Annotated in this window: 28 protein-coding genes and 1 pseudogene; 22 read left to right on the top strand and 7 right to left on the bottom strand. The window is 36.5% G+C overall.

Translation table 11 applies throughout. The features are described from left to right. Positions 1-76: 76 nt before the first annotated feature. The 14 genes from ACNQFZ_RS06615 to ACNQFZ_RS06550 all read left to right on the top strand — a co-directional run bounded on the left by ACNQFZ_RS06615 (position 77) and on the right by ACNQFZ_RS06550 (position 7960). The gene (locus ACNQFZ_RS06615) at positions 77-1303 is read left to right on the top strand and encodes a hypothetical protein (protein ID WP_458414534.1); all 1227 of its coding nucleotides are present in this window, start codon (positions 77-79) and stop codon (positions 1301-1303) included. A 20-nt stretch (positions 1304-1323) separates the two neighbouring features. Then, entirely contained in the window at positions 1324-1512 is a 189-nt protein-coding gene (locus ACNQFZ_RS06610; RefSeq protein ID WP_458414533.1) for a hypothetical protein, read from the top strand. A gap of 32 nt (positions 1513-1544) precedes the next feature. After that, the gene (locus tag ACNQFZ_RS06605; protein ID WP_458414532.1) at positions 1545-3566 is read left to right on the top strand and encodes a DUF6273 domain-containing protein; all 2022 of its coding nucleotides are present in this window, start codon (positions 1545-1547) and stop codon (positions 3564-3566) included. Beyond that, positions 3563-3718, top strand: a complete 156-nt coding sequence (locus ACNQFZ_RS06600; RefSeq protein WP_458414531.1) for a hypothetical protein — start codon at positions 3563-3565, stop codon at positions 3716-3718. The genes ACNQFZ_RS06605 and ACNQFZ_RS06600 overlap by 4 nt, the downstream gene beginning before the upstream one ends. After that, positions 3718-4170 carry a hypothetical protein gene (locus ACNQFZ_RS06595; RefSeq protein ID WP_458414530.1) on the top strand — a complete coding sequence of 151 codons (453 nt, stop codon included), beginning with the start codon at positions 3718-3720 and terminating at the stop codon, positions 4168-4170. Before ACNQFZ_RS06600 ends, ACNQFZ_RS06595 begins: the two co-directional genes overlap by 1 nt. Next, the gene (locus tag ACNQFZ_RS06590) at positions 4170-4997 is read left to right on the top strand and encodes a hypothetical protein (protein WP_458414529.1); all 828 of its coding nucleotides are present in this window, start codon (positions 4170-4172) and stop codon (positions 4995-4997) included. The genes ACNQFZ_RS06595 and ACNQFZ_RS06590 overlap by 1 nt, the downstream gene beginning before the upstream one ends. Before the next feature lie 4 nt (positions 4998-5001). Beyond that, positions 5002-5139 (top strand): hypothetical protein, encoded by a 138-nt coding sequence (locus ACNQFZ_RS06585; protein WP_458414528.1) that lies wholly within the window; start codon positions 5002-5004, stop codon positions 5137-5139. Positions 5140-5149: 10 nt separating this feature from the next. After that, positions 5150-5545 carry a hypothetical protein gene (locus tag ACNQFZ_RS06580; protein WP_458414527.1) on the top strand — a complete coding sequence of 132 codons (396 nt, stop codon included), beginning with the start codon at positions 5150-5152 and terminating at the stop codon, positions 5543-5545. A gap of 5 nt (positions 5546-5550) precedes the next feature. After that, positions 5551-5751: a hypothetical protein gene (locus ACNQFZ_RS06575; RefSeq protein WP_458414526.1), complete on the top strand. Its 201-nt coding sequence runs from the start codon at positions 5551-5553 to the stop codon at positions 5749-5751. A gap of 17 nt (positions 5752-5768) precedes the next feature. Then, positions 5769-6116: a hypothetical protein gene (locus ACNQFZ_RS06570; protein ID WP_458414525.1), complete on the top strand. Its 348-nt coding sequence runs from the start codon at positions 5769-5771 to the stop codon at positions 6114-6116. Then, a complete protein-coding gene (locus ACNQFZ_RS06565) occupies positions 6116-6793 on the top strand; it encodes an ATPase (protein ID WP_458414524.1) in 678 nt (225 codons plus the stop codon). The genes ACNQFZ_RS06570 and ACNQFZ_RS06565 overlap by 1 nt, the downstream gene beginning before the upstream one ends. After that, on the top strand, positions 6790-7131 hold the full coding sequence (locus ACNQFZ_RS06560; RefSeq protein WP_458414523.1) for a hypothetical protein: 342 nt from the start codon (positions 6790-6792) through the stop codon (positions 7129-7131). The genes ACNQFZ_RS06565 and ACNQFZ_RS06560 overlap by 4 nt, the downstream gene beginning before the upstream one ends. 105 nt (positions 7132-7236) lie before the next feature. Continuing rightward, positions 7237-7596, top strand: a complete 360-nt coding sequence (locus ACNQFZ_RS06555) for a hypothetical protein (protein WP_458414522.1) — start codon at positions 7237-7239, stop codon at positions 7594-7596. A 19-nt stretch (positions 7597-7615) separates the two neighbouring features. Continuing rightward, positions 7616-7960 carry a hypothetical protein gene (locus ACNQFZ_RS06550; RefSeq protein ID WP_458414521.1) on the top strand — a complete coding sequence of 115 codons (345 nt, stop codon included), beginning with the start codon at positions 7616-7618 and terminating at the stop codon, positions 7958-7960. On the opposite strand, the gene ACNQFZ_RS06545 is transcribed toward ACNQFZ_RS06550, so the two are convergent. Then, entirely contained in the window at positions 7955-8173 is a 219-nt protein-coding gene (locus tag ACNQFZ_RS06545; RefSeq protein ID WP_458414520.1) for a hypothetical protein, read from the bottom strand. The two genes, ACNQFZ_RS06550 and ACNQFZ_RS06545, sit on opposite strands and share 6 nt — an antisense overlap. A 23-nt stretch (positions 8174-8196) precedes the next feature. Next, positions 8197-8760 (bottom strand): recombinase family protein, encoded by a 564-nt coding sequence (locus tag ACNQFZ_RS06540; protein ID WP_458414519.1) that lies wholly within the window; start codon positions 8758-8760, stop codon positions 8197-8199. Between the two features lie 264 nt (positions 8761-9024). On the opposite strand from ACNQFZ_RS06540, the gene ACNQFZ_RS06535 reads away from it, so the two are divergent. Then, complete coding sequence (locus tag ACNQFZ_RS06535; RefSeq protein WP_458414518.1) at positions 9025-10806, top strand: GmrSD restriction endonuclease domain-containing protein; 1782 nt, start codon at positions 9025-9027, stop codon at positions 10804-10806. Positions 10807-10853: 47 nt separating this feature from the next. Here ACNQFZ_RS06535 and ACNQFZ_RS06530 read toward each other — a convergent pair whose 3' ends face one another. Further along, positions 10854-11081 carry a helix-turn-helix domain-containing protein gene (locus ACNQFZ_RS06530; protein ID WP_458414517.1) on the bottom strand — a complete coding sequence of 76 codons (228 nt, stop codon included), beginning with the start codon at positions 11079-11081 and terminating at the stop codon, positions 10854-10856. A 174-nt stretch (positions 11082-11255) separates the two neighbouring features. Between ACNQFZ_RS06530 and ACNQFZ_RS06525 the strand changes: the two genes are divergently transcribed. The 5 genes and pseudogenes from ACNQFZ_RS06525 to ACNQFZ_RS06505 all read left to right on the top strand — a co-directional run bounded on the left by ACNQFZ_RS06525 (position 11256) and on the right by ACNQFZ_RS06505 (position 14571). After that, a complete protein-coding gene (locus ACNQFZ_RS06525; RefSeq protein WP_458414516.1) occupies positions 11256-11600 on the top strand; it encodes a hypothetical protein in 345 nt (114 codons plus the stop codon). Positions 11601-11672: 72 nt separating this feature from the next. Continuing rightward, positions 11673-11939, top strand: coding sequence for a hypothetical protein (locus ACNQFZ_RS06520; RefSeq protein ID WP_458414515.1), 267 nt, complete (start codon positions 11673-11675; stop codon positions 11937-11939). A gap of 8 nt (positions 11940-11947) precedes the next feature. Beyond that, a complete protein-coding gene (locus ACNQFZ_RS06515; RefSeq protein ID WP_458414514.1) occupies positions 11948-12181 on the top strand; it encodes a hypothetical protein in 234 nt (77 codons plus the stop codon). A gap of 83 nt (positions 12182-12264) precedes the next feature. Further along, positions 12265-13749, top strand: a pseudogene (locus tag ACNQFZ_RS06510) (PrkA family serine protein kinase); the annotation flags it as partial. 234 nt (positions 13750-13983) lie between these two features. Beyond that, positions 13984-14571: an ECF transporter S component gene (locus tag ACNQFZ_RS06505; RefSeq protein ID WP_458414513.1), complete on the top strand. Its 588-nt coding sequence runs from the start codon at positions 13984-13986 to the stop codon at positions 14569-14571. A gap of 42 nt (positions 14572-14613) precedes the next feature. Here the strand turns inward: ACNQFZ_RS06505 and ACNQFZ_RS06500 are convergent, their stop codons facing one another. The 4 genes from ACNQFZ_RS06500 to ACNQFZ_RS06485 form a co-directional block, all read right to left on the bottom strand. Then, a complete protein-coding gene (locus ACNQFZ_RS06500; RefSeq protein WP_458414512.1) occupies positions 14614-15714 on the bottom strand; it encodes a GerAB/ArcD/ProY family transporter in 1101 nt (366 codons plus the stop codon). Next, entirely contained in the window at positions 15711-16907 is a 1197-nt protein-coding gene (locus tag ACNQFZ_RS06495) for a Ger(x)C family spore germination protein (RefSeq protein ID WP_458414511.1), read from the bottom strand. Before ACNQFZ_RS06495 ends, ACNQFZ_RS06500 begins: the two co-directional genes overlap by 4 nt. Before the next feature lie 13 nt (positions 16908-16920). Continuing rightward, complete coding sequence (locus ACNQFZ_RS06490) at positions 16921-18489, bottom strand: spore germination protein (protein ID WP_458414510.1); 1569 nt, start codon at positions 18487-18489, stop codon at positions 16921-16923. Between the two features lie 624 nt (positions 18490-19113). Continuing rightward, positions 19114-19731, bottom strand: a complete 618-nt coding sequence (locus ACNQFZ_RS06485; protein ID WP_458414509.1) for a response regulator transcription factor — start codon at positions 19729-19731, stop codon at positions 19114-19116. 349 nt (positions 19732-20080) lie between these two features. Between ACNQFZ_RS06485 and ACNQFZ_RS06480 the strand changes: the two genes are divergently transcribed. Both ACNQFZ_RS06480 and ACNQFZ_RS06475 read left to right on the top strand, forming a co-directional pair. Continuing rightward, on the top strand, positions 20081-20575 hold the full coding sequence (locus ACNQFZ_RS06480; RefSeq protein WP_458414508.1) for a flavodoxin domain-containing protein: 495 nt from the start codon (positions 20081-20083) through the stop codon (positions 20573-20575). A gap of 29 nt (positions 20576-20604) precedes the next feature. After that, positions 20605-21510, top strand: a complete 906-nt coding sequence (locus ACNQFZ_RS06475; RefSeq protein ID WP_458414507.1) for a hypothetical protein — start codon at positions 20605-20607, stop codon at positions 21508-21510. The last annotated feature ends 120 nt before the right edge of the window (positions 21511-21630 follow it).

Genomic DNA, 21630 nt, shown 5'->3' with positions numbered 1-21630 from the left:
ATACACAACAATTAAATCATTTGAAAAGAGGGCGCCCGGCTCTCTTTTTTACTATTATGACCGTGCGGTGAGATAAATGATTAAAAGGCTTAGTTTTTTAATAATGGTTGTTTGTAGTTTTTTAGTTTTTGTGGAATTCGCGTTTGCAAGTCATGTGGGTTATTTAGGAACGAGCACTGTTGGAGGTTGTGCGCCTAGTGGTGATACATCTCTATGGGCTAATACTGCGACACATTCGGATTATTGGACATCCATAAAAATTGGCGGAAATGGGACGGCCACTTTGCAAATGTTAGATTCGACAGGTGGGGTAATTTCTCAGCAAAGCTTCACGTTTACTGCTTCAAGTTGGAACACCACTAGAACATTTTCTAGCACTGATGTTAAAGGATTAAAACTTTGCTTGGATAGTGGCAGTGAAGCGTTTTTTATGTATGGTGAAACATCCAATCCTAGTGACCCTACAGCTACATTTGATTATACAACGCCGACTTTTGACCCAACACCTGGAGGGGAGGAACCACCGCCAGATGGTGGAGGTGAGGTGGATGATCCTTGTAGTGGTTATTTATCGGATATTAATCCGGAATGTCCAGATTACAACGGTGGGGGAGGAGATACCGGAGGAACGGAGGAGCCGCCACCGGATGATGGTGGGGGAACAACAGACCCTCCCCCTTCTGGCGGAATCGAGTGCCCCGGATGTGAAATGTTTGAGTGCCCTGGATGGGATGATTACATGGGGAAAATCAATGACATTATAGATGGGTTTCCAACGATCACCGAAGCAATTGCGGGCCAAACAGACACTATTAAGAATGAAATTGTAGGGCAGCCGCCAAGCCTGCCGAGCGCACCAAGTGACCCAGCCCCTGTTGATACTTACGACTTTGAAAATTCAGCGCCGGAAATGATGGAGAATCCTGATTTAGGTGATTCAGGGTTTACGTTGACGGATATTGAGAATGATGCTCCAGAAATCCAGTTCAATGACGATCCAACAGGTGGATTCGATATAAAGGACCCTGTAGAGGCTTTGCCAGATCCTCCAACTGAATACCCTATTCCAGGTGAAACAGATGCAGGGGAATGGGAGCACAATCCGACAGATGAAGTGGAAAAGCCACAACCACCGATTGTAGAGTTGCATCCATATACGCCATATCCCTTACCTAGTGATGAAGGAACGGCTCCACCTTCACCAGGGGACAGTGGAGGAAGCGCGCCGGTTCCAAGTACAACCACTGAGATTGACGGATCGTATAAATACAAGACCCATCCAGATAATCCGGATGGTGTGTGAAAAAGAGGTGATATAGTTTCATGAAAAAATCATCGGTTGATCCAAAGGAATTATATCTCTTGGTTGATGAGTTCAACCGTATGCAATTTATTTTAAGAAAGGCTATAAGTGAAAGAAATTTTATTCTAGCAAGCTATTATGGGCGTGAGGTGACAAGACTTAGAAATGTAGCTTTGAAGAAATATAACATTGTTTTGGATGAAATGTAAAAATAGTGGATTTTGAAAGAGGGTGGTTAATAGTGATAAAAATAAAATTATCCGTTTTACTCTCGTTAATCATTGTGATGATAAATGCACCGTTAATATTAGCAGCTGACATTTACAATAATGATTCTGGTCGTACGAGTTCTGGTAGTAACTATTATGGAACATCAAATATTAGAGAGTGGTTGAATTCATATGAAGCCGATGTTAGCTATACGCATAATGAGCCGAATGGTGCGAATGTAAACAGCGGTCAGAATAACTATGAGGATGAGAAAGGCTTCCTTGCAGATGGAAACTTCACATCTGTAGAAAGAACCATGATTGCGCCTAGAACGCATAAAGTATTACTCGCTGATATTGATAGCAATGTAAAAGATGGGGGTACCGCATCTCATATTTATGATAATACGCCAATCAACGAAGCAGTGTCCAACTATGATTCAGCTTATTATAAGATGTTCACTGATCGAGTGTTTCTTTTGTCAGTGCAAGAAATCAATAATTGGGTGGCAGCTCGTGGTTGGGATTATAAAGCTAAGCCAACCGCTCAAGCTGTAGCAAATAGTGAATTTTTAAGTACTGGGTTAAACACATCAAGTTTTTGGTATTATTGGCTGAACACACCTGCTACTAATTCGTATGACGTGCGTTATGTCGCTTCGAGCGGTACTGTAATCAGCTCTTTCGCTTACCACCGCGTTATCGGCGTGCGCCCCGCTTTGAATTTGAAATCTGAAATCACGAAATCTAGTGGAGCAGGAACATCAAGTGATCCGGCAACACTTGGGACAGGTGGGGGAACGTTAGCGGTGGGCGACTACGTTACGTTTGGTAAGTATTATAATCAACCGATTACATGGAGAGTTATTAACAAAGACTCACAAGGAACGGTATTGTTTGCGGAAAACATTTTAACCATCAAGCCTTATGATGCAAAAGGCGATGGTACTTATCCTGAACTTGCAAAAACATATGGTGAAGTTGAGCCTTTGCCTGGGCCAGATACAACGCCTCCAGAAGAGGTTGGAAGTTTAGCAGAAACACATACTGAAACAACTATCAAACTAACATGGGTGAATCCTGGTGATGAGGATTTTAGTCATTTAATAATTTATAAGGATGGGGTAGTAGTTGATTCGAATGTAACTACTGAATCAATAGTAATTGAGGGATTAGAAGCTGCAACAACCTATACTTTTAAAGTCGTTAGTGTTGACAAAACAGGGAATAAATCGGCTGGAAGGACTATCGCTGTTACAACAAAAGAAATAAAGGTTGATGAAGTAAGCAACCTTAAAGCCAATACCAACTTTGACAGGGTAAATATTTCGTGGAATAACCCTGAAAGCGACTATTTTCACCATGTTAATATTTATCGAAAGCAAGTAGAAGAAAAATCATTCTTTGAAAAATTATTTTCAGGTATTAGCGTTTATGCTGCTGAAACAACAGATGGATTTACCCCTATGTTTGAAACAAACGGCACCTATTGGAACGACTTGACTGTTGCATCAGACACAACTTATGAATACAAGTTAACAACCGAAAGCACTACTGGTAAGGAATCAACGGGACAGATTTTAGAGGTGAAAACTTTAGAAGAACCTTCACCAGAAATGGGCGGTGAAGAAGTCACGACAGATGAAAAAGGAGATTACAAAGTAACGTGGACAAGCCCTATTAGTGGAAAGGTTAAGATATTAGTTGATGGATCTGAATATGCCGAAGTTGATGCTAGTTCGAAAGAATATGTGATTCCTAAGGCGGACATGGTTTACGACTTGTTTGGCAAGCCAAAAGTGCAGCTTGTAGCTGTATCTGATTCTGGTAAAGAAGGGAAACCAACTAAGCCACCGGTAGACGGAGAACCATCTGAGTCAATGGGGGTAACGATGCCTTTTACGGCTAATGACTTTTTAAAGACTGTCATGTCTCTAATAGCACTGATAGCACCGTTTGTATTGCTTCTTTTGGCTATTCGTTTTGCACCGCGGATTATTCAGTTTTTAAAGGGTGTGATGACTAAGTATAAGGAGGGCAAGTTGAAGCTATGAATACCGAGATATTACAAGCTGTATTGGATGTAGTGTTTGGTAGCATTTTTGCTTATTTAACACCAGCTTTATTCTTACTAATGGTGGTATTGTTTGGTGACAGGCTTGTAGCTTTGCTTTATAACGCTGTTGCGAAACGCAGGTGGTATTGATGGGGCTAATCAGCGAAATGTTTAAACGGCTTTTTGATTTAATCTGGCAAGCTTTTCAGTGGCTTGCCAGAGCAATCAAAGGGTTGTTTCAAAAGTTGATTGATGTGATTATTTCCTTTTTTAGAGTCATTTACATGGTTATCGATGGGCTACTGTATTTCCTGTATATGATTGGCGTAGTGGCCGTTAAGCTCTTTTTGATATTTTATGAGCTTGGGAAATTGATTATTTCTTTGTTTGTTGGATTTGGAAAGACATTAGCAAGTTTGGTTTATGTGTCTAGTTCGAGCGGTGGAAATGGATACAGCAGCATGATTGGAAATCTCATGACCGCTGCTACGAATAATTTACAGCTGAATGTAATTGCTTATATATTGTTGTTCGTGATTTGGTTTGTTTTTGTTATTTCTGCAATTAAGTTGATTTCCTCAATAAGAGTGGGGGGAGATTGATGAAGAGATTACGCGTTTTGTTAATGAGTGTGTTTTTTACGTTTGTTTTTGTAAATTCAGTTTTTGCGGAAGAATATAGTAGCAATACACAAGGTTTTCCTTTTTCTTATTTTGCCCCGGAAGGAAAAGGGATTGCTCTATATGAATTTGGGGTAAGTGATAACTTTACTGATTACTCTGGGAAATTATTGTATGAAACTAAGAATGCTGGTACTTTTTATGGCGGTTATACGTTCTGGAAAGGAACAAATGCTTTTGTAACTCAAGATGTACACAATTATTGTGGTAAAGATTCGGAAAAAACAGGATTTTTATTTACAGAAAACTCTCCAACGGAAATCAATCCGGAATCAAGCGTAGCATTGTTGTGGGTAGAATTTTGTGATGGAACACGTATAGATTTTGACAATCCTTTTGCACCACCAGATCCACCAGATGAAGGAAGTGGAGGAGATACGAATATCCCACCATCAGGAGGAAATTTGCCACCTGGAACAGATTGGGGCGCTGTTGATACATCAAAGCCTGCTAATGCCTGTGGTGGAGGAAGATGGACAAGTCCTATCCGTAACTGGGTAGACAATATATTTTGTCCAGTAATAACGTTTTTAGATTTAGCCAGGTCGAAGCTTGCAGCTGTATCGTTGATGGCAGGGCAGGGGCTGAATATAGGAAAATATTTAAAGGTCTTTGGTGACTTGCCACTCAGTTGGCAATTAGTTGTTTCAAGCTTGCTTCTTATGGTCGCAACACTTGGAGGATTATTAATATTTAGGTCGGCAATGAGGATTTACTACAGCTTAAAAGAAGGCGTGAAATGGTGGTGAAAACATGGCAGATGTTTTTATTTATATGTTTTTCGTAGGATTAGGATTATCGGTTGGAATTGGTACAACAACATTTATAGGGTGGAAAATTGTAAAGCGCAGTAATAAAAAAGAAGCAGCAAAAAGAAAATCTATTGTGTGAGGTGTAGAGTATGTTTAATCGCAAGAAAAAGGATGATATTTTTCCAGAAACAACGGATATATTAATAGTTTTTGATGATGAAAAAAAGACGAGTGATATACAGCGTGTTAGTGAATTTACCACGGAATCCGTGATTGTAACAGGTAAATATAATGTGCCAATTGAAGATTGTGAGATTACGAATAGCATCGAGGGCAGGAACTTTTTTTATCGCGCACCCTCACGAATGATACAAGAAACAAAAAGGCTGGCCCAACTGGAAAAGTCGATTGTATTAAATCAAATTACAAATTATCGTCCGGTAGAAGATCCACAGAAAGGGGATCTTACAAAACTATTTTTAATTATAACCATCATGTTAGCCTTTATCGTATTTGGAATATCAAGTTGCCAAGGGGGAGCTTAATTTTTATGACTCGAAAAGAACAAATGGTCGGGTTTTTGTTGTTTGAGATGAAGGGAATTATTGATTCGATGGATGATATGTCCGGAATGGAAGAGGCTTACGATCATCCATCACTAGATAGATTAAAAAGTCGTATCAATCAAGCAATTGAAGTATATACAAGTGCCGGAGAAAACGATTCTAACGAAATTAACTTCAAAAAGTAAAGGAGTTGTACAGTTAAATGGAAAATTCGAATGCTGATAAACTCCAATCAGTCATTACAGATAACTTATTCCCGGAAGTTCAGCATATTTCGGACGTTAAACAAGTGCTGGAGGAAATGACAACAAAAGCACAAGAGCTGCAAGCTGAACAAATTCGGGCCATTCTTCTACTGCGGCAAATGGGAGAGAATAAGTTTTTACACGGTGATAAAAACCCGTATGAACCGGTTATCAAATTCATAATGGAAGGAAAAGTTCTAGTTGCTGAGCCGGGCTTCTATATTGACGTAATCGAGGCTTTAATACCAAAGCCTCCTAAACCTATTATTATGGCTGAAAAAATGGAGAAAGGGGGTAAACGGTAATGGCACAACATATTTTTGTTCAAGGGAGCTTAGGGGCAGGGAAAACATTCATCATGTCCCTGTTCGCCCACCACTGGAGAGAAAAAGTTCGCCAGCTTGGGGGTGAAATAAAGCTATTTAGCAATTATGGTTTAAAAGATAGTCATGAAATGTGCCACTACACCGATTGGTATGAGGTAGCAAAAGCACAGGGAGCTATTTGCTGTTGGGATGAGGCACAAATGGCCTTTGACAGCCGCCAGGCGTTAAAGTCAACCCATATCTATGCTAGCCAATTAATGATGTTTACACGGAAAATGAAAGCAATACAGATATACGCAAGCCCTTCAATCAATAACGTTGATTCACGTATTCGACAAATCGTTGAAGTATTGATAAACGTTAGAAAACAAGGTAAAAAAGGAATCGCCATTGACTTTTTTGATTTTCAAGCAAAACAATTTGGGCCAAATGGTCAGTTTCTGCACACTCAATTTTTGCCTACGTGGAAGATGGAAAAAATTTTTAAATTGAAGTTATACGATACGTACAACATGGTACAAGGATTTCCTTTGCCGGCAACAGATCGGCAGGCAAAAGACTTTTTTGAAAAATTAGAACAAATTCATGACGAGGCCCGCGGCAAGGTAACGTTTGAAGCACGTTTGGATGAAAAAAATGAGGTGACAGTATCATGATAAGCATTTCGGTTGTTCCAGAAACGTTCTTAGAAAAAGATCCAAGAAATTTACCCTATCATTTTCCGAATTTCCCAATTGTGAAATATGCGAAAATCATGAACGATTTCAATTATTATTATGCATTAAAGGCTGCGGAAGAAGTGGCCCATAAAAGCGGTTATTTTTTACTACCGACAAGCTGCATGCACTGGCAGCGAAAGGGCCAGTTTACAGAATTAAATCGGAAAATTAAAATTGGCAACTATTCTTTTTTTATGATGAAAGAAGAGGAATTAACTAAAAGTGAGCGGCAAAAACTTGAAAGATATTTAGAAGAATTACATGAAATAGCGTAAAACGCATTTAAAGCTTATTAGACGAACTTTTTATTGTTCGTGACTAAATACATTAGATTGGTTCGAAATACGTACTAGAAACGAAAATAAGAGGAGGAATTTTCTGTGAAATTTAGTTTTACAAATGAAGAAGTTGCTGTTTTGTTTACGCATTTGAATTTGATGAAAAAAAGCATCAAAAAAGGGTTTAAAAAGTCGTATGTAGCCGACTGGAAAGAAAAGTATGATCATTATTTAGGTTTAATTGAAATTCTGGAAAATATGATTAAGGCTCAGAAATTAGAAAAAGATTTTGATGTTTGTTTTGCTGCAGAACATTTTACAATGCTACACAGCTTTATAAACTGGTATGTAAATGAGTTGAATAGAAAGGAAAATAATAAAGATAAAATAAATCATGACGTAATTAAATTATTGGCAATATTAGAGGGTATTCAGGAAAAAATAAATAAACTTGCTGCCTAAATGATGGAGGTATACAGGGATGAAAAAAATATGGAAAGATCGATTAAAGTTTTTCTTTGATTTTGAAGAACTTCATTTTATTTTCGATAAAATTATTTTGATGGTGTATTTTCTTTTTGCTGGTGCCGCAGGCGGTGTTGTTACTGTGGTTTTATTACAACCTGTATTAAATATTGAATTAGACAATAGTAAGATTGGTATTACTGTTGACTTATTATTGAGTTCTGCAGGTGAGCTGTTGATACGGTTGGCATTTATTACAATCGCTTTTGTTCTAGTATTCAGAATGATATTTTTAGGGATTGGTAAATTAATTGAACTATGGATTTATAAGAAACAAGTAAAAGAGGATGCTAGTTTATAGCTTCCTCTTTTCATTTTGTAGTTTCTCACGTAATAACTTAATTTCTTCTTTTAATAATTTATTTTCTTCCTGTAGTTCTACGACTTCCGTGCGTAGGTCATCCCATTTTTCAAATAAGTCTATGGCGTTTTTATATATTTCGTTGACAATTTTTCCTGCTTCATATGCCCTTTTTCTATACTCAATGGGGATTTCAATTCCTTCTTGCTTCATTTTTATAGTCACTCCTTATATGACTAATTTATAGCTTCTTTTCGTTCATTTAAGTATCTATAAAGAGTTGTTTTTCCAATCCCAGTAGCCTCTGATATTTCTTTTATGGAGTATTCTTTACTGTCATACATTCTAAATGCCATTTCTAGTTTTTTAGGGCTCTTTTTAGGTCTACCGCCGTTTCTTCCTCTGGCTCTTGCAGCCTGTAATCCGCCTATTGTACGTTCACTTATGATGTCTCTTTCCAATTCGGCAATACTTGCCATCATTTTAAAAACAAACTTTCCCATTGCTGTTGACGTATCTATATTTTCATTGATAGATACAAAGTCAATTTGATTTTGTTGAAAGTATTCCATCAGCTCGATTAAATGTTTCGTGCTGCGGCTAATACGATCTAATTTATGAACTACAACTTTATCGCCTGGTCGAAGATAATTAAACATTTCCTCCATCTGAGGACGATCCTTTCGGGTACCGGTTATCTTTTCTTCGAAAATGCGCCAACAGCCGTATTTTTCTAAAGCATCCAATTGCATTGCTAAATTCTGATCTTGCGTACTTACACGAGCATAACCAAAAATCATAAAAACACCCCTTAACGAATCGAATGAATGTTCTTATTTGATTATACCAAAAAGGGGTAATTAAAATCTATCAAGAACTTTGATTTGGGAAATGTTTTTGGAACTATTTGTATTGATTTTTAACAATACACCCTATAAGAGTTTTATTAGTTCGTTAAATGGTCGTTTATGAAACTTGATTTTTGCTATTTTAGGTTGATGATAAAAAAAAATAGTTTATAATAATCATAAATGTTAAAAAATAGTAAAATGGGGTTGGAAGGAATGAGTGCAAAACAAGATTTAGCTATTCGTGGTGAAAATATACAAAGAATCTATAATTATTATCTTAATAATAAGTTTACAGTTAATAGAAGATATCAAAGGAAATTAGTCTGGACAATAGAAGAGAAACAGGATTTTATTGACTCTATAATAAAGTGGTATCCAGTTCCTTTAGTGTTATTAGCAGAATCAAAGGAAATTGAAGAGGACTATTCATACGAAATTATTGATGGAATGCAAAGACTAAACGCCATTTGTTCATTTATAGAAGGAGAATTTGATATATCCGGACAATATTTTGATTTGGATACATTAGCAGATACAAAGTTATTATTAGATAAAGGAAAACTCCTGCAAAAGACACCAAAAATTGATAGGAAAATTTGTAGTAGGATTGCAGGGTATGTAATGCCCTTATCAGTATACAGATTAGAGAATCAGAAACAAACAGATGAAATATTTAGAAGAATTAACTCGAACGGTAAACATTTATCTAAACAAGAATTACGACAAGCAGGCTCGATAGGTTACTTCCCCGAATTAGTAAGAACTTTATCTCATAAGATAAGAGGAGATGTTACTCTTTCGGATAAATTATTACTTAACGACATGAAGTTAATTAGTATTACAAATAAAGAATTAGAATATGGAATTAACGTTGATTCAATTTTTTGGGTAGACCATAGCATTTTACGCAGAGAAAATGTTAGAGAGTCTAAGGATGAGGAAATAGTAGCTGATTTATTAGCATATATGGCATTACCAGATAAACCCGGTTCTAGCAGCCAGGTACTTGATGAATTTTATGGTTTTAAAGGATTAGAAAATAGAAGATACTCAGAACTAGAAACAGCCATACAAAAAATTTCCCCTGAAGTCCTAAGTTCTCAATTTATAAAAGTGTATGATAACCTAAGAAGTATACTAAGATTATGTGATAAAAAATTTAATCAATTAATATTTTCTGATACAAAACTTGATAAAATTCCAAGGTACTTTCAAATTGTTTTTTTAGCTTTATATGAATTAATTATCTGTGAGAATATGAAAATTAGTAATATGAATATGCTAATTGTTTTGTTAAATGGAGTGGCAGATAAACATATAAAATTAAGCTCTGGTGGAGGTAACTGGAGCGCAATTGAAAGGGAAAATAATGTTAAAGCTTTAGCAGGAATTTTGAGAAAAGCATTTTCAAAGGATGTAGAAGATCCTGCGGTTAACACATGGTCTGCTGAATTTGAAACAATACTGATGCAAGCGAACACAGAACAGGCTAGTTTTGATTTTAAATTGGGATTTCATTCTCATAAAACAGGTGATTTTTCTGATAAAACTTTTGATAAAGTTATAAAGACACTCACTGCAATGGCAAATAGCGGCCCTAAAAGTGTAGGTTATGTATTAGTAGGCGTAACTGATAATCAATCCGATGCTAAGTCAGTTAATAAGCTATACAATATTGAACCTACACAGTTCCATAGATATTACATTACTGGTATAAATGGCGAGGTTGAGAAATATCATGAAAATTTGGATAGGTACTTCCAAAAGCTAGTTCAAAAAGTAAAGCAACAACCAATGGATCCAGAATACCGTGACCAAATAGCAAGAAATGTAAGGCTAATTAAATATTTTGATAAAGATGTTCTAATATTTAAAATAAACTCTCTAGATTCTCCTGCAATGTATGCAGATGGTTATTATCAAAGAATTGGTGCAAATGTTGATCCCATACCACCTCAAAATTATAAAGATCTCTTTTCTAGATTTTATAAATAATTAGATATATTATAAAAAGCCCTACTTTTTTAGAGAAGTAAGGCTTTTTATATATCAAAAAAATCATCCATTTTTTTCAATGGGTCTATTTTTTTAGCAAAATCTATTGCCTTTTTCATTGTTTTTGGACTTGGTATGTACTCTTTATCATTGCATAGCTTAGAGACTGTATTTCTTGATATTTTTGCCCCCTTTATTATTTTTTCCTGTTCAATTCCATGTTCATCCATAAACCTCCCGTATTTAGATCTTGGTTTTTTCCATCCCCAAACCATATAAACTCCTCCTTAATTTACTTTACTTCTTGGTTCCATTCTTGGCCGATTTTCGCATACTTAAACAAATTATTGTGAATTATTGTGAATTATTGTGAATAATGGACAAACTGTATTAAATATCATTTATCAAGGACGTCATTATAGACGTCAAAATCAAAGGAGGATATCGAAATGGGTACAATTTGGAGGCCTACTTTGAGGTGTGACTCAGCTTATCGTGATTACATTAATTCACTTCACGATAGCACGGTACTGGATAAAAATCAGATTATACGCTTAATGATGTTTGTTGCTGCTCATACAAACGATTTTAAAGTTATTATTTCGGAATACAAAAGAAGTGACGTCACTGAAATTCCAGCAGCTCCATGGAATAGTTGGGAAGATGCCTTATGGTTAAACCAGTCTTACAAGCAAAAAAGAAATGGTGTCACCAGTAAAAGTATTGAGCATGAAAGAATTCCTTTAAAAAGGAACGCTGGGGGAGTTATGAGTTTCAACCTCCCTCCACTCTAGCTTTACTGTAACACTGTTACACGATTGACATTGGTAATTGTCAAGACAAAGTGAAAAGGAGGATGAAAAATCTTGATAGAAGGGAAGGGGCTGGGAGGTAAGAAAGTAAATCGTGTGAATGTAAGTTTGTCCAACGCTTATGAAACAAAACTAAAGAGACTTGCTACAGCTTGCAACATGAGGACCACAACACTTGCAGCTCTCTTGATTGAGCTGAGCCTTGACTCGTCCGCTCTGGTATCAAGTTTACAAGATAACTATAACGTCCATAAAGCTTATAGAGTGTTACCAGTGGAAAGTAGTAAAGGAATTGAATTTGTCTTAGCCGAAAAGGAGTGAATCACTTCATGGATATTGCAAGCTTTTTCACCGGCGCATTTATTACCGCTTTTGCTTATGCAATGTTTTCTAGTGACAGAGATTCAGAGGATGATGTATTTGAAGATGAAGAGAGCGATGGATCCACAGGAAGGTATGTCACTTTAAGCTGCCAGACATGCCGGAAGCTGAAAAAACATAAGGAGATTGAACATAACCTTTACCAGTGCACTAAATGTAAACGGCATATTGATTTAAGATAATCCACTTGTATTTTTTCGTAGCTTTTATATTATTGAATTAGAAACCCCCGTTATATCAACAATAAATGAGGTTGCTTTATGGTATGCAAGCAGACCCTTTACATTTAATACCTCCAAATCTTCGTGACGATTTTCATAAGGAATATGGAATACGGATTGAAGGAAATCTTTCACCATTAAATATGATGAGGCTTGAAGAAGAATACGGCGGCCGCATTGAGGATGTATTGGTTGAAAGAATCTTTTTTTCAGAAAACAAGCGAGTGGGGATTGGTACATTTAGTCCGTCTGATCCGAAATCACAGGATATTGCCGATTTAACTGGAAGTATTGATTTTTCAACGATTGCGGAATTCGGCTCTGAGTCAGATCCGCGTGCGTACCGCTTTGACGGCGAGTTAAATAAAGCAAATCGCGGAATGATGGAATTCCAGGAAATGTTAAAATGTGATGAAAAGTTCCTATGGCATTTGCTCTCGCTGACACAAGAAGGAAATTTCAAAGCTGGCCGCTTTGCGTTGATTAGTGCAGACGAATTAATTATCGCCCATACAAATGAAGCGGAATATCGCTCATTTATCTCCAATAAGAAAAACGAAGCCTTGCATTCACGGATTATTGTCATGCCTGTTCCTTACAACCTAAGTTATAGTGAAGAAGAGCGGATTTATGAGAAAATGATAAATGAAAGTGAAATGGCCCATGTTCATATCGCCCCACATACTTTAAAGGTCGCTGCCATGTTTACCATTTTAACCCGTTTAAAAGATTCCAAAAAAGCCGGAGTCGATCTTGTGAAGAAAATGAGGCTTTATGATGGAGAAATTCTTGAGGGTTTTAATGATGTTGATGTTGAGGAAATGCGTAAAGAATATGTGGATGAAGGAATGAAGGGAATTGACCCTCGCTATGTCATCAATCGAATTTCTTCAGCCATCATCCGTAAGGAAACACCGTCGATTAATGCACTGGATGTATTACGTTCTTTAAAAGATGGACTTGACCAGCATGCTTCAATCTCTAATGAAGATCGCGAGCGCTTTATGAATTTCATTGCTGTTGCCCGTAGGGAGTATGATGAGATTGCCAAGAAAGAAGTTCAAAAAGCCTTCGTATATTCTTATGAAGAATCAGCCAAGACTCTTATGGATAATTATCTCGATAATGTGGAGGCCTTCTGCAATAAGAATAAGATTCGCGATCCATTAACAGGGGAAGAAATGAATCCAGATGAAAAACTTATGCGTTCAATTGAAGAGCAAATTGGAATCTCTGAAAATGCGAAAAAAGCATTCCGTGAGGAAATCTTGATTAGAATTTCAGCCTATGCAAGGAAAGGGAAGCGCTTTGATTATAACTCACATGAAAGATTACGCGAAGCAATCCAGAAAAAGCTGTTCGCTGATTTGAAGGATATTGTAAAAATTACCACATCCTCAAAAACACCAGATGAGCAGCAACTTAAGAAAATCAACGAGGTCGTTGCTACACTAATTGATGAATATGGCTATAATTCAACATCTGCCAATGAGCTATTGCGCTATGTAGGAAGTTTGTTAAATCGATAATAATAAAAAAGCATCTGCTTAGGCAGATGCTTTTTTTTACTTTAAAATACTAAAATGACGTACTATTTGAAGTAATTGAACCCTGGTTCATGCTACAAAAGAGTTTGGAAAATATAATAAATAATCAATTAAGACAAAAAAGATGTCCAAATAGTTAGCTTTTGGATATCTTTTTTGTATAATCGTATATAGAAAATAAATTTGAATTTTCTCAAATAGGACAGGAGATTTGAAATGAATTCTAACCACAGTAAAACATTTAGACTTGCTATTTTAGGCGTATTAACTGCCATTATCATTTTGCAAACCTTTATTCCTTTTCTCGGTTATATCCCGGTTGGGCCACTTAGTTTAACGATTATTCCGGTTACAGTCATCATCGCGGCAATTGTATTTGGTCCAGTAAATGGAGCGATTGTTGGCGGTGTTTGGGGAATAATCACATTTATAAGAGCGTTTGTTGCACCTACAAGTCCGCTCGCACCGCTTATTTTTACGAATCCATTAATATCTGTACTACCAAGAATATTAATTGGTGTGATTGCGGGTCTTGCTTATCATTCCTTAAAGAAATCAAAGGTAGGTGCTTCTTGGTCCATGCGGATTGCAGCATTGTTGGGTGCAATGACGAACACTTTCTTAGTACTGGGTATGACCTACTTTTTTTACAAAGAGCCCTATGCAAACGCAATGAATATGGATGTAAGTGAGGTGCTCCCAGCTATTTTGTACATACTAGTTACCAATGGGATTGCTGAAGCAGTACTTGCAGCAATTATTGCTCCGCTCATCGCAAAGCCGTTATTAAAGTTGAATAAATAAAGAAAACCCCTTGCATGGATATGTGAGTTACACTAACCATTGTCAGGGGTGTTTCTTTGCTTTACCTTTATTTCGTAAACTGCCGACAATCCATAAGAGTATAGGTATCCCGACCATATTTATAGGTAATATATAAGGTACCCAGAAATTACTTAAAAATGTTAACCCCTGCAGGTTTTCTTTTGAAAAATAATAAGCAAGAATAAAAGAAAAAGGTGCTACAATCCAAACTAATTTTCGCCAATCCTTAATTTTACAAAATCCAGCTGTACCGTAGCATGCCATAAAAAAGTACACTGATAATTTGATGAAAACACTAAGAATCCATGCTAACACCGTAACAATCTCTAAATTTTGGACGAAGTTAAGCAAATTGATATATCGTACCATATCAAAAAATGGATAGGTTAGTTTAGCGGCAAGTCCCGGCCCCAATGTCAACAAAACAGCCATGGTCACAATGGTCCCAATACCAGTTGACAATAAAAGCCCCCATGCTATTTTCTTTCCACCTTCTTTGGGATGGTCTGTAAAAGTAAGAAGAATGACAAGTAGCACACTTTCACCAATAATCGAAAATGGATACAGGCTTCCTTTAAGAATCGCTATAGGGCTATTATCAACAAATACTGGAAGAATTCTTTTTAAATCCATATTTTGAATGGAAAACAGCGTTAAAATAATGACAAGAAAGATAATAATCGGCCCGAATACTTCACTACATCTGGCAATTCCTTCAATTCCACTGCTAAAGGTTAAATAAATGATTAACATCAGTATCGTTAAAAGCAATATCCATGTTGGTGTTTTGGGGAGCAAAATGGTAATCGTGAAAACAGCAAATTCACCAAGAATGTTCCCTAATACTGTGAATAATTGGATTAAGTATGAAATTATCACGATAATCCCAAGCCATTTTCCTAATATGGATTTGCTCAATTCAATTAGGTTTTGCTTTGGATATAATAGTCGGACTTTCGTAAAGATGAAAACAATTAATAAACCAAATAGTGAAGCAAGTATAAAAGAAACCCAAGCATCCTGCTTAGCAAAATATGCTAAAGGCTCCATCGTGAGCAAGAGTAAATTTCCAGTTAAAAAAGAGATCGTAATCCAAAATAATTGAAGCCCCGAGATTTTCATTGCTTGATCTCACTTTCCTTTAACAAAATGGGAGGACCTGCTAATCCTGTATGTTTGATTGTTATATCGACCTTTACGGAAATATCAGCTTCGGCGAAACGCTTGTTCCAATTATCCTGTAATGACTTCCAATGGATTGGATGTTTTTGATGGACAACATTTCCAAAACCAAAAATATCAACGCCAAATTCAGATTGCACCTTATGAATCGTTTGTAAAATTTGTTTTTCTAGATGTTTTTCAAACTCCTTTTCCATAAATTTAATATTTTTCGTTCGATCCAGGTTTAAAGGAGTATTATTTTCAAAAAGATCTCCTATCCCTTTTAACGTGATTGCTAATTTAATTTGGCCGTTTTTGCTAATGTAAGGAACAATTTTACTTTTTAATTTTGATAAATCCATACTTGCATTACCATCTTCATAGGCTAACCAAACCGTCCGTTTATTTAGGTCGCCTAATAGCCAAAGAAAATCCCTTTTTTCTTCGGCGTCAATATATCCTAATAATTTAAGATCCTCATTAAAGATTGCTAACCCAGCAATGCGCAGTAAATGGTTTGAATTCACTTTACTTTTATCTATTTCAATTGCCGGAATTGTTGGTGTTACTCCTTCAGTGTTTGCAGCAATTAGAAATTCTAAATAGGAAGTCTCTCCTCTTCCACCGAATTGTTCATGCTTTTTTAGTGCTGCAATAGCAGGGGTTTTTTCATACCCGCCAGGTGTATCTAATGCCTTTTTAGCGGTGCTTCCTTTTACAACAAATATATCTGTTCTAATCCCGATATCTGGCTTTCGATTATTTACATCCATCGTATTTTTTAGACCTTTTCTAGCAAATTCTTCACCTAAAAAAATGACGCGACGCTGGCTAAAAAATGCTTCTCTTGAAAGCTCTGTTTGCATTTTATCTAACACATCTCCAACATTTTCCCCTGTTTTTGTTAGCGTAAAATAAGGCTGCAAAGCACCGCCCCCACCTCCACCCGTACCTCCACTTCCTCCGCCACCTTGGGATTGAATATTAGTGGGAACTACAATTTGACCACTTATTTCAATGCCTTTTTTAGATGAATCCCAACCGGTTGCCAGCCATATGGCACGGTCATTTAATTCTCTTCGATCCCAACAGCCTGTTGTAAATAGTAAAGGAAGGCAGATTAACCAGCAGAATAAATTTTCTCGTTTCATTCGTATTCACCACCTATTGACTTGGATCAGGTTTCTGTCCCTCTGGGATACGTTTTTTATTTCTTCCGGTATAGGCTGGTCTATTTTTTTGCAGCCATCGCGGCGAGCGAATAACAAAGTCCTTTAAATCTTTAGGTATTTGTGGTGCAACTGGGGAAAAATACGGAACCCCAAAAGAGCGGAGGTTGACTAAATGAATGGTAAGCGCAATAAATCCAATCACGATGCCGTATAAACCGAGTGCCCCTGCTAGAAATAACATAACAAATCGAATCATTCTTGTAGCGATTCCAAGATTGTAGCGTGGAATGGCAAAAGAGGCAATTCCGGTAGCTGCAACTATGATTACCATCGGAGCGGAGACAATTCCAGCTTGTACCGCAGCCTGGCCAATCACCAGCGCGCCAACAATACTTACCGCCGACCCAACTGCTTTTGGCAGTCGAATCCCCGCTTCCCTTAGACCTTCAAACACAAATTCCATTAAAAATGCCTCAATTAGGGCTGGGAAGGGCACGTTTTCGCGGGCAGCGGCAATACTGATCAAGAGTGTTGTTGGTATCAATTTCGGATGAAAGGTTGTTAAAGCAACATAGAGTGACGGCAAAAATAAGGAAATATTAAATAAAGTAAATCGAATGATGCGAATAAAGGTTGCGTAAATAAAACGTTCATAATAATCTTCAACAGACTGCAAACCACTCCAAAATGTCATCGGAACGATGAGATTAAAAGGTGTATTATCAACTAAAATCAGAACTTTTCCTTCCGCCAAATTTGCAACTGCAATGTCCGGCCTCTCCGTATTTTGGATTTGTGGGAAGGGGGAATAGGGCTCGTCTTCAATAAATTCTTCAATAACCTCAGACCCAAGTGCCACGTCCACTTTAATTCTACTTATTCTTGAACGAACTTCTTTTAAAAGAGTTTCCGGTGCAATTCCTTCGATATAAACAATGGCTACATCTGTTTTTGTCAGTTCTCCGATTGAAAAGGATTCTATTTTTAATTTTTCACTTCGGATTCTTCTCCGTATAAGTGTCGTATTGGTCCTTAAGGACTCTGTAAATCCATCTCGAGGTCCACGTATGGATACTTCAGTTGTCGGTTCTTCAACCCCTCTTTTTTCAAAACTTTTTAAATCCGCGAGGAGAGCACTTGCTTCGCCTTCAACAAAAATAGCGATATTGGCTAGTAATATACCGTTCACTATTTTTTGGATGTCATTTACCTTTTTTACAGAAGTGAGTGCTACAAGTTCCTGTTCCATTACCTGTCCGATTGATCCCACTTCACTTAATCCATTAGGGAGGCCTTCGAATAACAATGGTTTTAGCAAGATGTTTTCCAATGTTTTTGTATCGCACATCCCATCTATGTATACAATCAGTATCCTTTCTTTTCCACCTATATTAATTGTCCGAAAAACGATATCGGCACAGTTTTTAAAAATTTCTCTTAAATTACGGTCATTCGTTGATAAATCGGTGCTGAGATTTTCTTTATTAGGTTTTGCTTGGTTTGGGGATTGTTCGGATTTTAATAATTCTTCCAATTTAATGCGTTTTCTTGGACGGAACATAGGAAGTGATCCCCCTTGTTAGTAATAAGATTATTTTTCCAAGGGAGGGGGGATTTATACAAATTAAAAAAGCTGTTGACGAATCAACAGCTTTTTTAACAAATATATAATATTATAATTCCAAATTATAGTAATCCACCTAATAAACCACCAAGAAGACCAGCAAGACCATTTAGTAAATCAACTGATAAACCTAGAGCTAAACCTAAACTAATCATGAGCTCACCTCCTGCCGTTAGCAGAGCTTTTAAATAAAAGCACTTTATCTGAGTGTTTTTGCATTTTGTTTGTTACCTATTTACTAGCCAAGAAGTCCGCCTAATAGACCACCTAGAAGTCCAGTAAGACCACTTAGTAAATCAACGTTTAATCCTAATGCTAATGCTAAACTAATCACATTGCTCACCTCCTACCAAAGAATGGTCAAACTCTTTAATGAGTATTAATGAAATCTACAAGTTAATAATAATCTTTTTAGCCGTTTCAAATAACCGTATATATCGACAAAATCAGTGCAGGTTTGCACAATTCTAATTGCGGTGTGTCGCAAAAAGCGAGGTGTGTCGAAATATAAAAAAGAGACTGCCTGGCACAGTCTCTTTTACTATGAATAAATGAATGAAGTTATAAATACAGGATCCCTTTTTCCATTCCTTTCATGATTGCACCCACACGTGTAAAAACGCCGAGTTTCTGATAAATGGAAGTAAGATGGTACTCCACTGTCCGTTTACTAATGTGGAGTTCTTTGGCGATTTCTTGGTTGTTTTTTTCTTTAGAAATAAGGTTTAAAATTTCAATCTCAGTCATCGTTAAATAGTGTGGTGCACCATCAATCATTAATAATTGAAAAGGCAGCAACACATTACCTAGATAGCTTTGCCTGATGGCATTAATCACTTTTTCAAAGGGCTCGTCTTTAACTAAAAAGGCATGGACACCTAATTGGAAGGCAATTTTTATAAATTCGTTACAATGATAACTTGTAAATATAATAATTTTGATAGAATCTTTGTATGTATCTTTGATCGTTTTAACTAAATCTATCCCTTTTCCATTTTTTAAGCATGGGTCCATAATAATGATATCAGGTCTGCATTGTTCAATAGATTTTAGTACTTTCGCTCCATCATGTATCTTATCAACTACTTCGAAGTCATCTACTTTATCTAGATAATCACTAATAGCTCCAACAACGAAAGGATGATTATCAATAATCATCAATCTAATGTTATGATTCATATGATCTCCCCTTCCCAAATCATAAGCATTTGTAATAGTGACACTTTCATTACGACTTTGGAAATAACCTTCCTAACCAATGACTAAGCATTCTATTTGTTTTGTTGTATCTCACAATTTCAAACCATTTCTAACAAAATATGTATAATTATACCATTATTAAGGTGCGGATAAGCCTATATTCACCAAACTTTCACAAAAGTAGGGTATTTAGGCCCAAAATATCATTGACATATTACTAATTAGATTTATTGGGTTTTGTCGCCAATTTATCACAGAAAATGGAAAAAGATAGTAGTAAAATAGACTTAGAAATAGTACTTTTTATTTTATGTTGGGGGAGATTGAAATGAAGGTTTTAATTGTTTTTGTTTCTTCTCATGGGACAACTGAAAAAGCGGCACATTTATTAAGTGACAACTTAGAAGGTGATATCGAAATTCTCGATTTGCGTGTGCAACCACATCCAGTTTTATCACCATACGATACGATTATCATCGGTGCTTCCATACATGCCGGTGAAATTTCACGAAAAGAGAAGAAATTTATTGCAAGAAACCTCGATGTATTAGCTACAAAACACATCGGCCTTTTCTTATGCTGTATACGAGAGAATGAAATGGCGGTTGAACAGTTTGAACGGGCTTTTCCGAAAGAACTGCGCGATATTGCTCTTTCAAGCGGCTTGTTTGGCGGAGAGCTTATTACTTCAAAAATGAATTTCTTCGAAAAAAAAATAATTAAAACCGTAATGGGAACCACTGATGATGTTTCTAAATTAGATTTAGACGTAATTAAAGAATTTGCAAATCAAATGAATAAGTATGTAGCTTGTAAGGTGTGACTCAACCTTTATGATAGAGGTGATTCATAATGAAAGGTGTAAGGACAGTAAACATTCTTGTTTATTGCATTGGAATTCTGTCATTGGTGGCAACTTTATTTGGAATCTTTTCTAATCAGGGGCCTGGACCATATGAGTATGAAACCATCCGCGGACAGACAGTGATGATTTACGGAAAGGGGATATACCAGCATATGTCCCAAGCTGTAGCACCGCAAGGAATCTCCCAGGATATAGTCACCTTATGTATTGGGATACCTCTCTTATTTTTGTCTCTTCATTTTACACGAAAGGGATTGCTAAGAGGTAGAATACTCCTTGCAGGTACCCTAGGGTATTTTTTCGTAACCTATCTACTTTATATGCTAATGGCGATGTATAATAATCTATTTCTAGTCTACGTCCTATTAGTTTCCTTGAGCTTTTTTGCATTGGCAATCACGATATTTTCATTTGATTTAAATAAAATAAGCTATCATTTTAATAAAACCCGTCCTTTGAAGGTGGTTGCCGGATTTCTTATTTTCAATACAATCATCATTGGATTACTATGGTTAGGGACGGTTGTACCACCGCTACTAAAAGGAACGTTTCCAATACAAGTTGAACATTACACAACCCTTGTTGTACAAGGAGTTGATTTATCCTTACTGTTACCCATTGGGTTTGTCTCTGGAGTGTTCGTGTTTAAAGAAAGGCCTTTAGGGTATTTGCTGGTTCCAGTTTATATTCATTTTTTAGCCTTGTTAATGACAGCACTTTCGGCTAAAATAATCGGAATGTCATTATTGGGAATTAAAGTAGGACCAGCCGTTATTGTCATTCCATTGATAAACCTGGCTGCTATTTCTTGTACGGCCCTGATATGGAAATATATGAATGAAGGAGTTCAAAAGAGTGCAGTTTCCAATAAATTAGATTTGAATATAAAATAAAAAAGTCAACCAACCTAGGTTGACTTTTTTCATTTTACGGTAGTATTTTGGCGATTACTATAATTCTACATATTTTAGGAATAATAACATAACCATACATAATCTGTTTAACATTTTAAT

It is taken from the genome of Schinkia acidoalkalinis (assembly GCF_054301215.1).
The sequence above is the reverse complement of the archived record's forward strand: the minus strand, read 5'-3'. Positions and strand labels throughout refer to the sequence as shown.

Excerpts from the sequence above, each read along its gene's own strand:
- ACNQFZ_RS06615 (WP_458414534.1), top strand. The coding sequence starts at position 77 with ATGATTAAAAGGCTTAGTTTTTTAATAATGGTTGTTTGTAGTTTTTTA.
- ACNQFZ_RS06610 (WP_458414533.1), top strand. The coding sequence starts at position 1,324 with ATGAAAAAATCATCGGTTGATCCAAAGGAATTATATCTCTTGGTTGAT.
- ACNQFZ_RS06600 (WP_458414531.1), top strand. The coding sequence starts at position 3,563 with ATGAATACCGAGATATTACAAGCTGTATTGGATGTAGTGTTTGGTAGC.
- ACNQFZ_RS06595 (WP_458414530.1), top strand. The coding sequence starts at position 3,718 with ATGGGGCTAATCAGCGAAATGTTTAAACGGCTTTTTGATTTAATCTGG.
- ACNQFZ_RS06590 (WP_458414529.1), top strand. The coding sequence starts at position 4,170 with ATGAAGAGATTACGCGTTTTGTTAATGAGTGTGTTTTTTACGTTTGTT.
- ACNQFZ_RS06585 (WP_458414528.1), top strand. The coding sequence starts at position 5,002 with ATGGCAGATGTTTTTATTTATATGTTTTTCGTAGGATTAGGATTATCG.
- ACNQFZ_RS06580 (WP_458414527.1), top strand. The coding sequence starts at position 5,150 with ATGTTTAATCGCAAGAAAAAGGATGATATTTTTCCAGAAACAACGGAT.
- ACNQFZ_RS06575 (WP_458414526.1), top strand. The coding sequence starts at position 5,551 with ATGACTCGAAAAGAACAAATGGTCGGGTTTTTGTTGTTTGAGATGAAG.
- ACNQFZ_RS06570 (WP_458414525.1), top strand. The coding sequence starts at position 5,769 with ATGGAAAATTCGAATGCTGATAAACTCCAATCAGTCATTACAGATAAC.
- ACNQFZ_RS06565 (WP_458414524.1), top strand. The coding sequence starts at position 6,116 with ATGGCACAACATATTTTTGTTCAAGGGAGCTTAGGGGCAGGGAAAACA.
- ACNQFZ_RS06560 (WP_458414523.1), top strand. The coding sequence starts at position 6,790 with ATGATAAGCATTTCGGTTGTTCCAGAAACGTTCTTAGAAAAAGATCCA.
- ACNQFZ_RS06550 (WP_458414521.1), top strand. The coding sequence starts at position 7,616 with ATGAAAAAAATATGGAAAGATCGATTAAAGTTTTTCTTTGATTTTGAA.
- ACNQFZ_RS06545 (WP_458414520.1), bottom strand. The coding sequence starts at position 8,173 with ATGAAGCAAGAAGGAATTGAAATCCCCATTGAGTATAGAAAAAGGGCA.
- ACNQFZ_RS06540 (WP_458414519.1), bottom strand. The coding sequence starts at position 8,760 with ATGATTTTTGGTTATGCTCGTGTAAGTACGCAAGATCAGAATTTAGCA.
- ACNQFZ_RS06535 (WP_458414518.1), top strand. The coding sequence starts at position 9,025 with ATGAGTGCAAAACAAGATTTAGCTATTCGTGGTGAAAATATACAAAGA.
- ACNQFZ_RS06530 (WP_458414517.1), bottom strand. The coding sequence starts at position 11,081 with ATGGTTTGGGGATGGAAAAAACCAAGATCTAAATACGGGAGGTTTATG.
- ACNQFZ_RS06525 (WP_458414516.1), top strand. The coding sequence starts at position 11,256 with ATGGGTACAATTTGGAGGCCTACTTTGAGGTGTGACTCAGCTTATCGT.
- ACNQFZ_RS06515 (WP_458414514.1), top strand. The coding sequence starts at position 11,948 with ATGGATATTGCAAGCTTTTTCACCGGCGCATTTATTACCGCTTTTGCT.
- ACNQFZ_RS06505 (WP_458414513.1), top strand. The coding sequence starts at position 13,984 with ATGAATTCTAACCACAGTAAAACATTTAGACTTGCTATTTTAGGCGTA.
- ACNQFZ_RS06500 (WP_458414512.1), bottom strand. The coding sequence starts at position 15,714 with ATGAAAATCTCGGGGCTTCAATTATTTTGGATTACGATCTCTTTTTTA.
- ACNQFZ_RS06495 (WP_458414511.1), bottom strand. The coding sequence starts at position 16,907 with ATGAAACGAGAAAATTTATTCTGCTGGTTAATCTGCCTTCCTTTACTA.
- ACNQFZ_RS06490 (WP_458414510.1), bottom strand. The coding sequence starts at position 18,489 with ATGTTCCGTCCAAGAAAACGCATTAAATTGGAAGAATTATTAAAATCC.
- ACNQFZ_RS06485 (WP_458414509.1), bottom strand. The coding sequence starts at position 19,731 with ATGAATCATAACATTAGATTGATGATTATTGATAATCATCCTTTCGTT.
- ACNQFZ_RS06480 (WP_458414508.1), top strand. The coding sequence starts at position 20,081 with ATGAAGGTTTTAATTGTTTTTGTTTCTTCTCATGGGACAACTGAAAAA.
- ACNQFZ_RS06475 (WP_458414507.1), top strand. The coding sequence starts at position 20,605 with ATGAAAGGTGTAAGGACAGTAAACATTCTTGTTTATTGCATTGGAATT.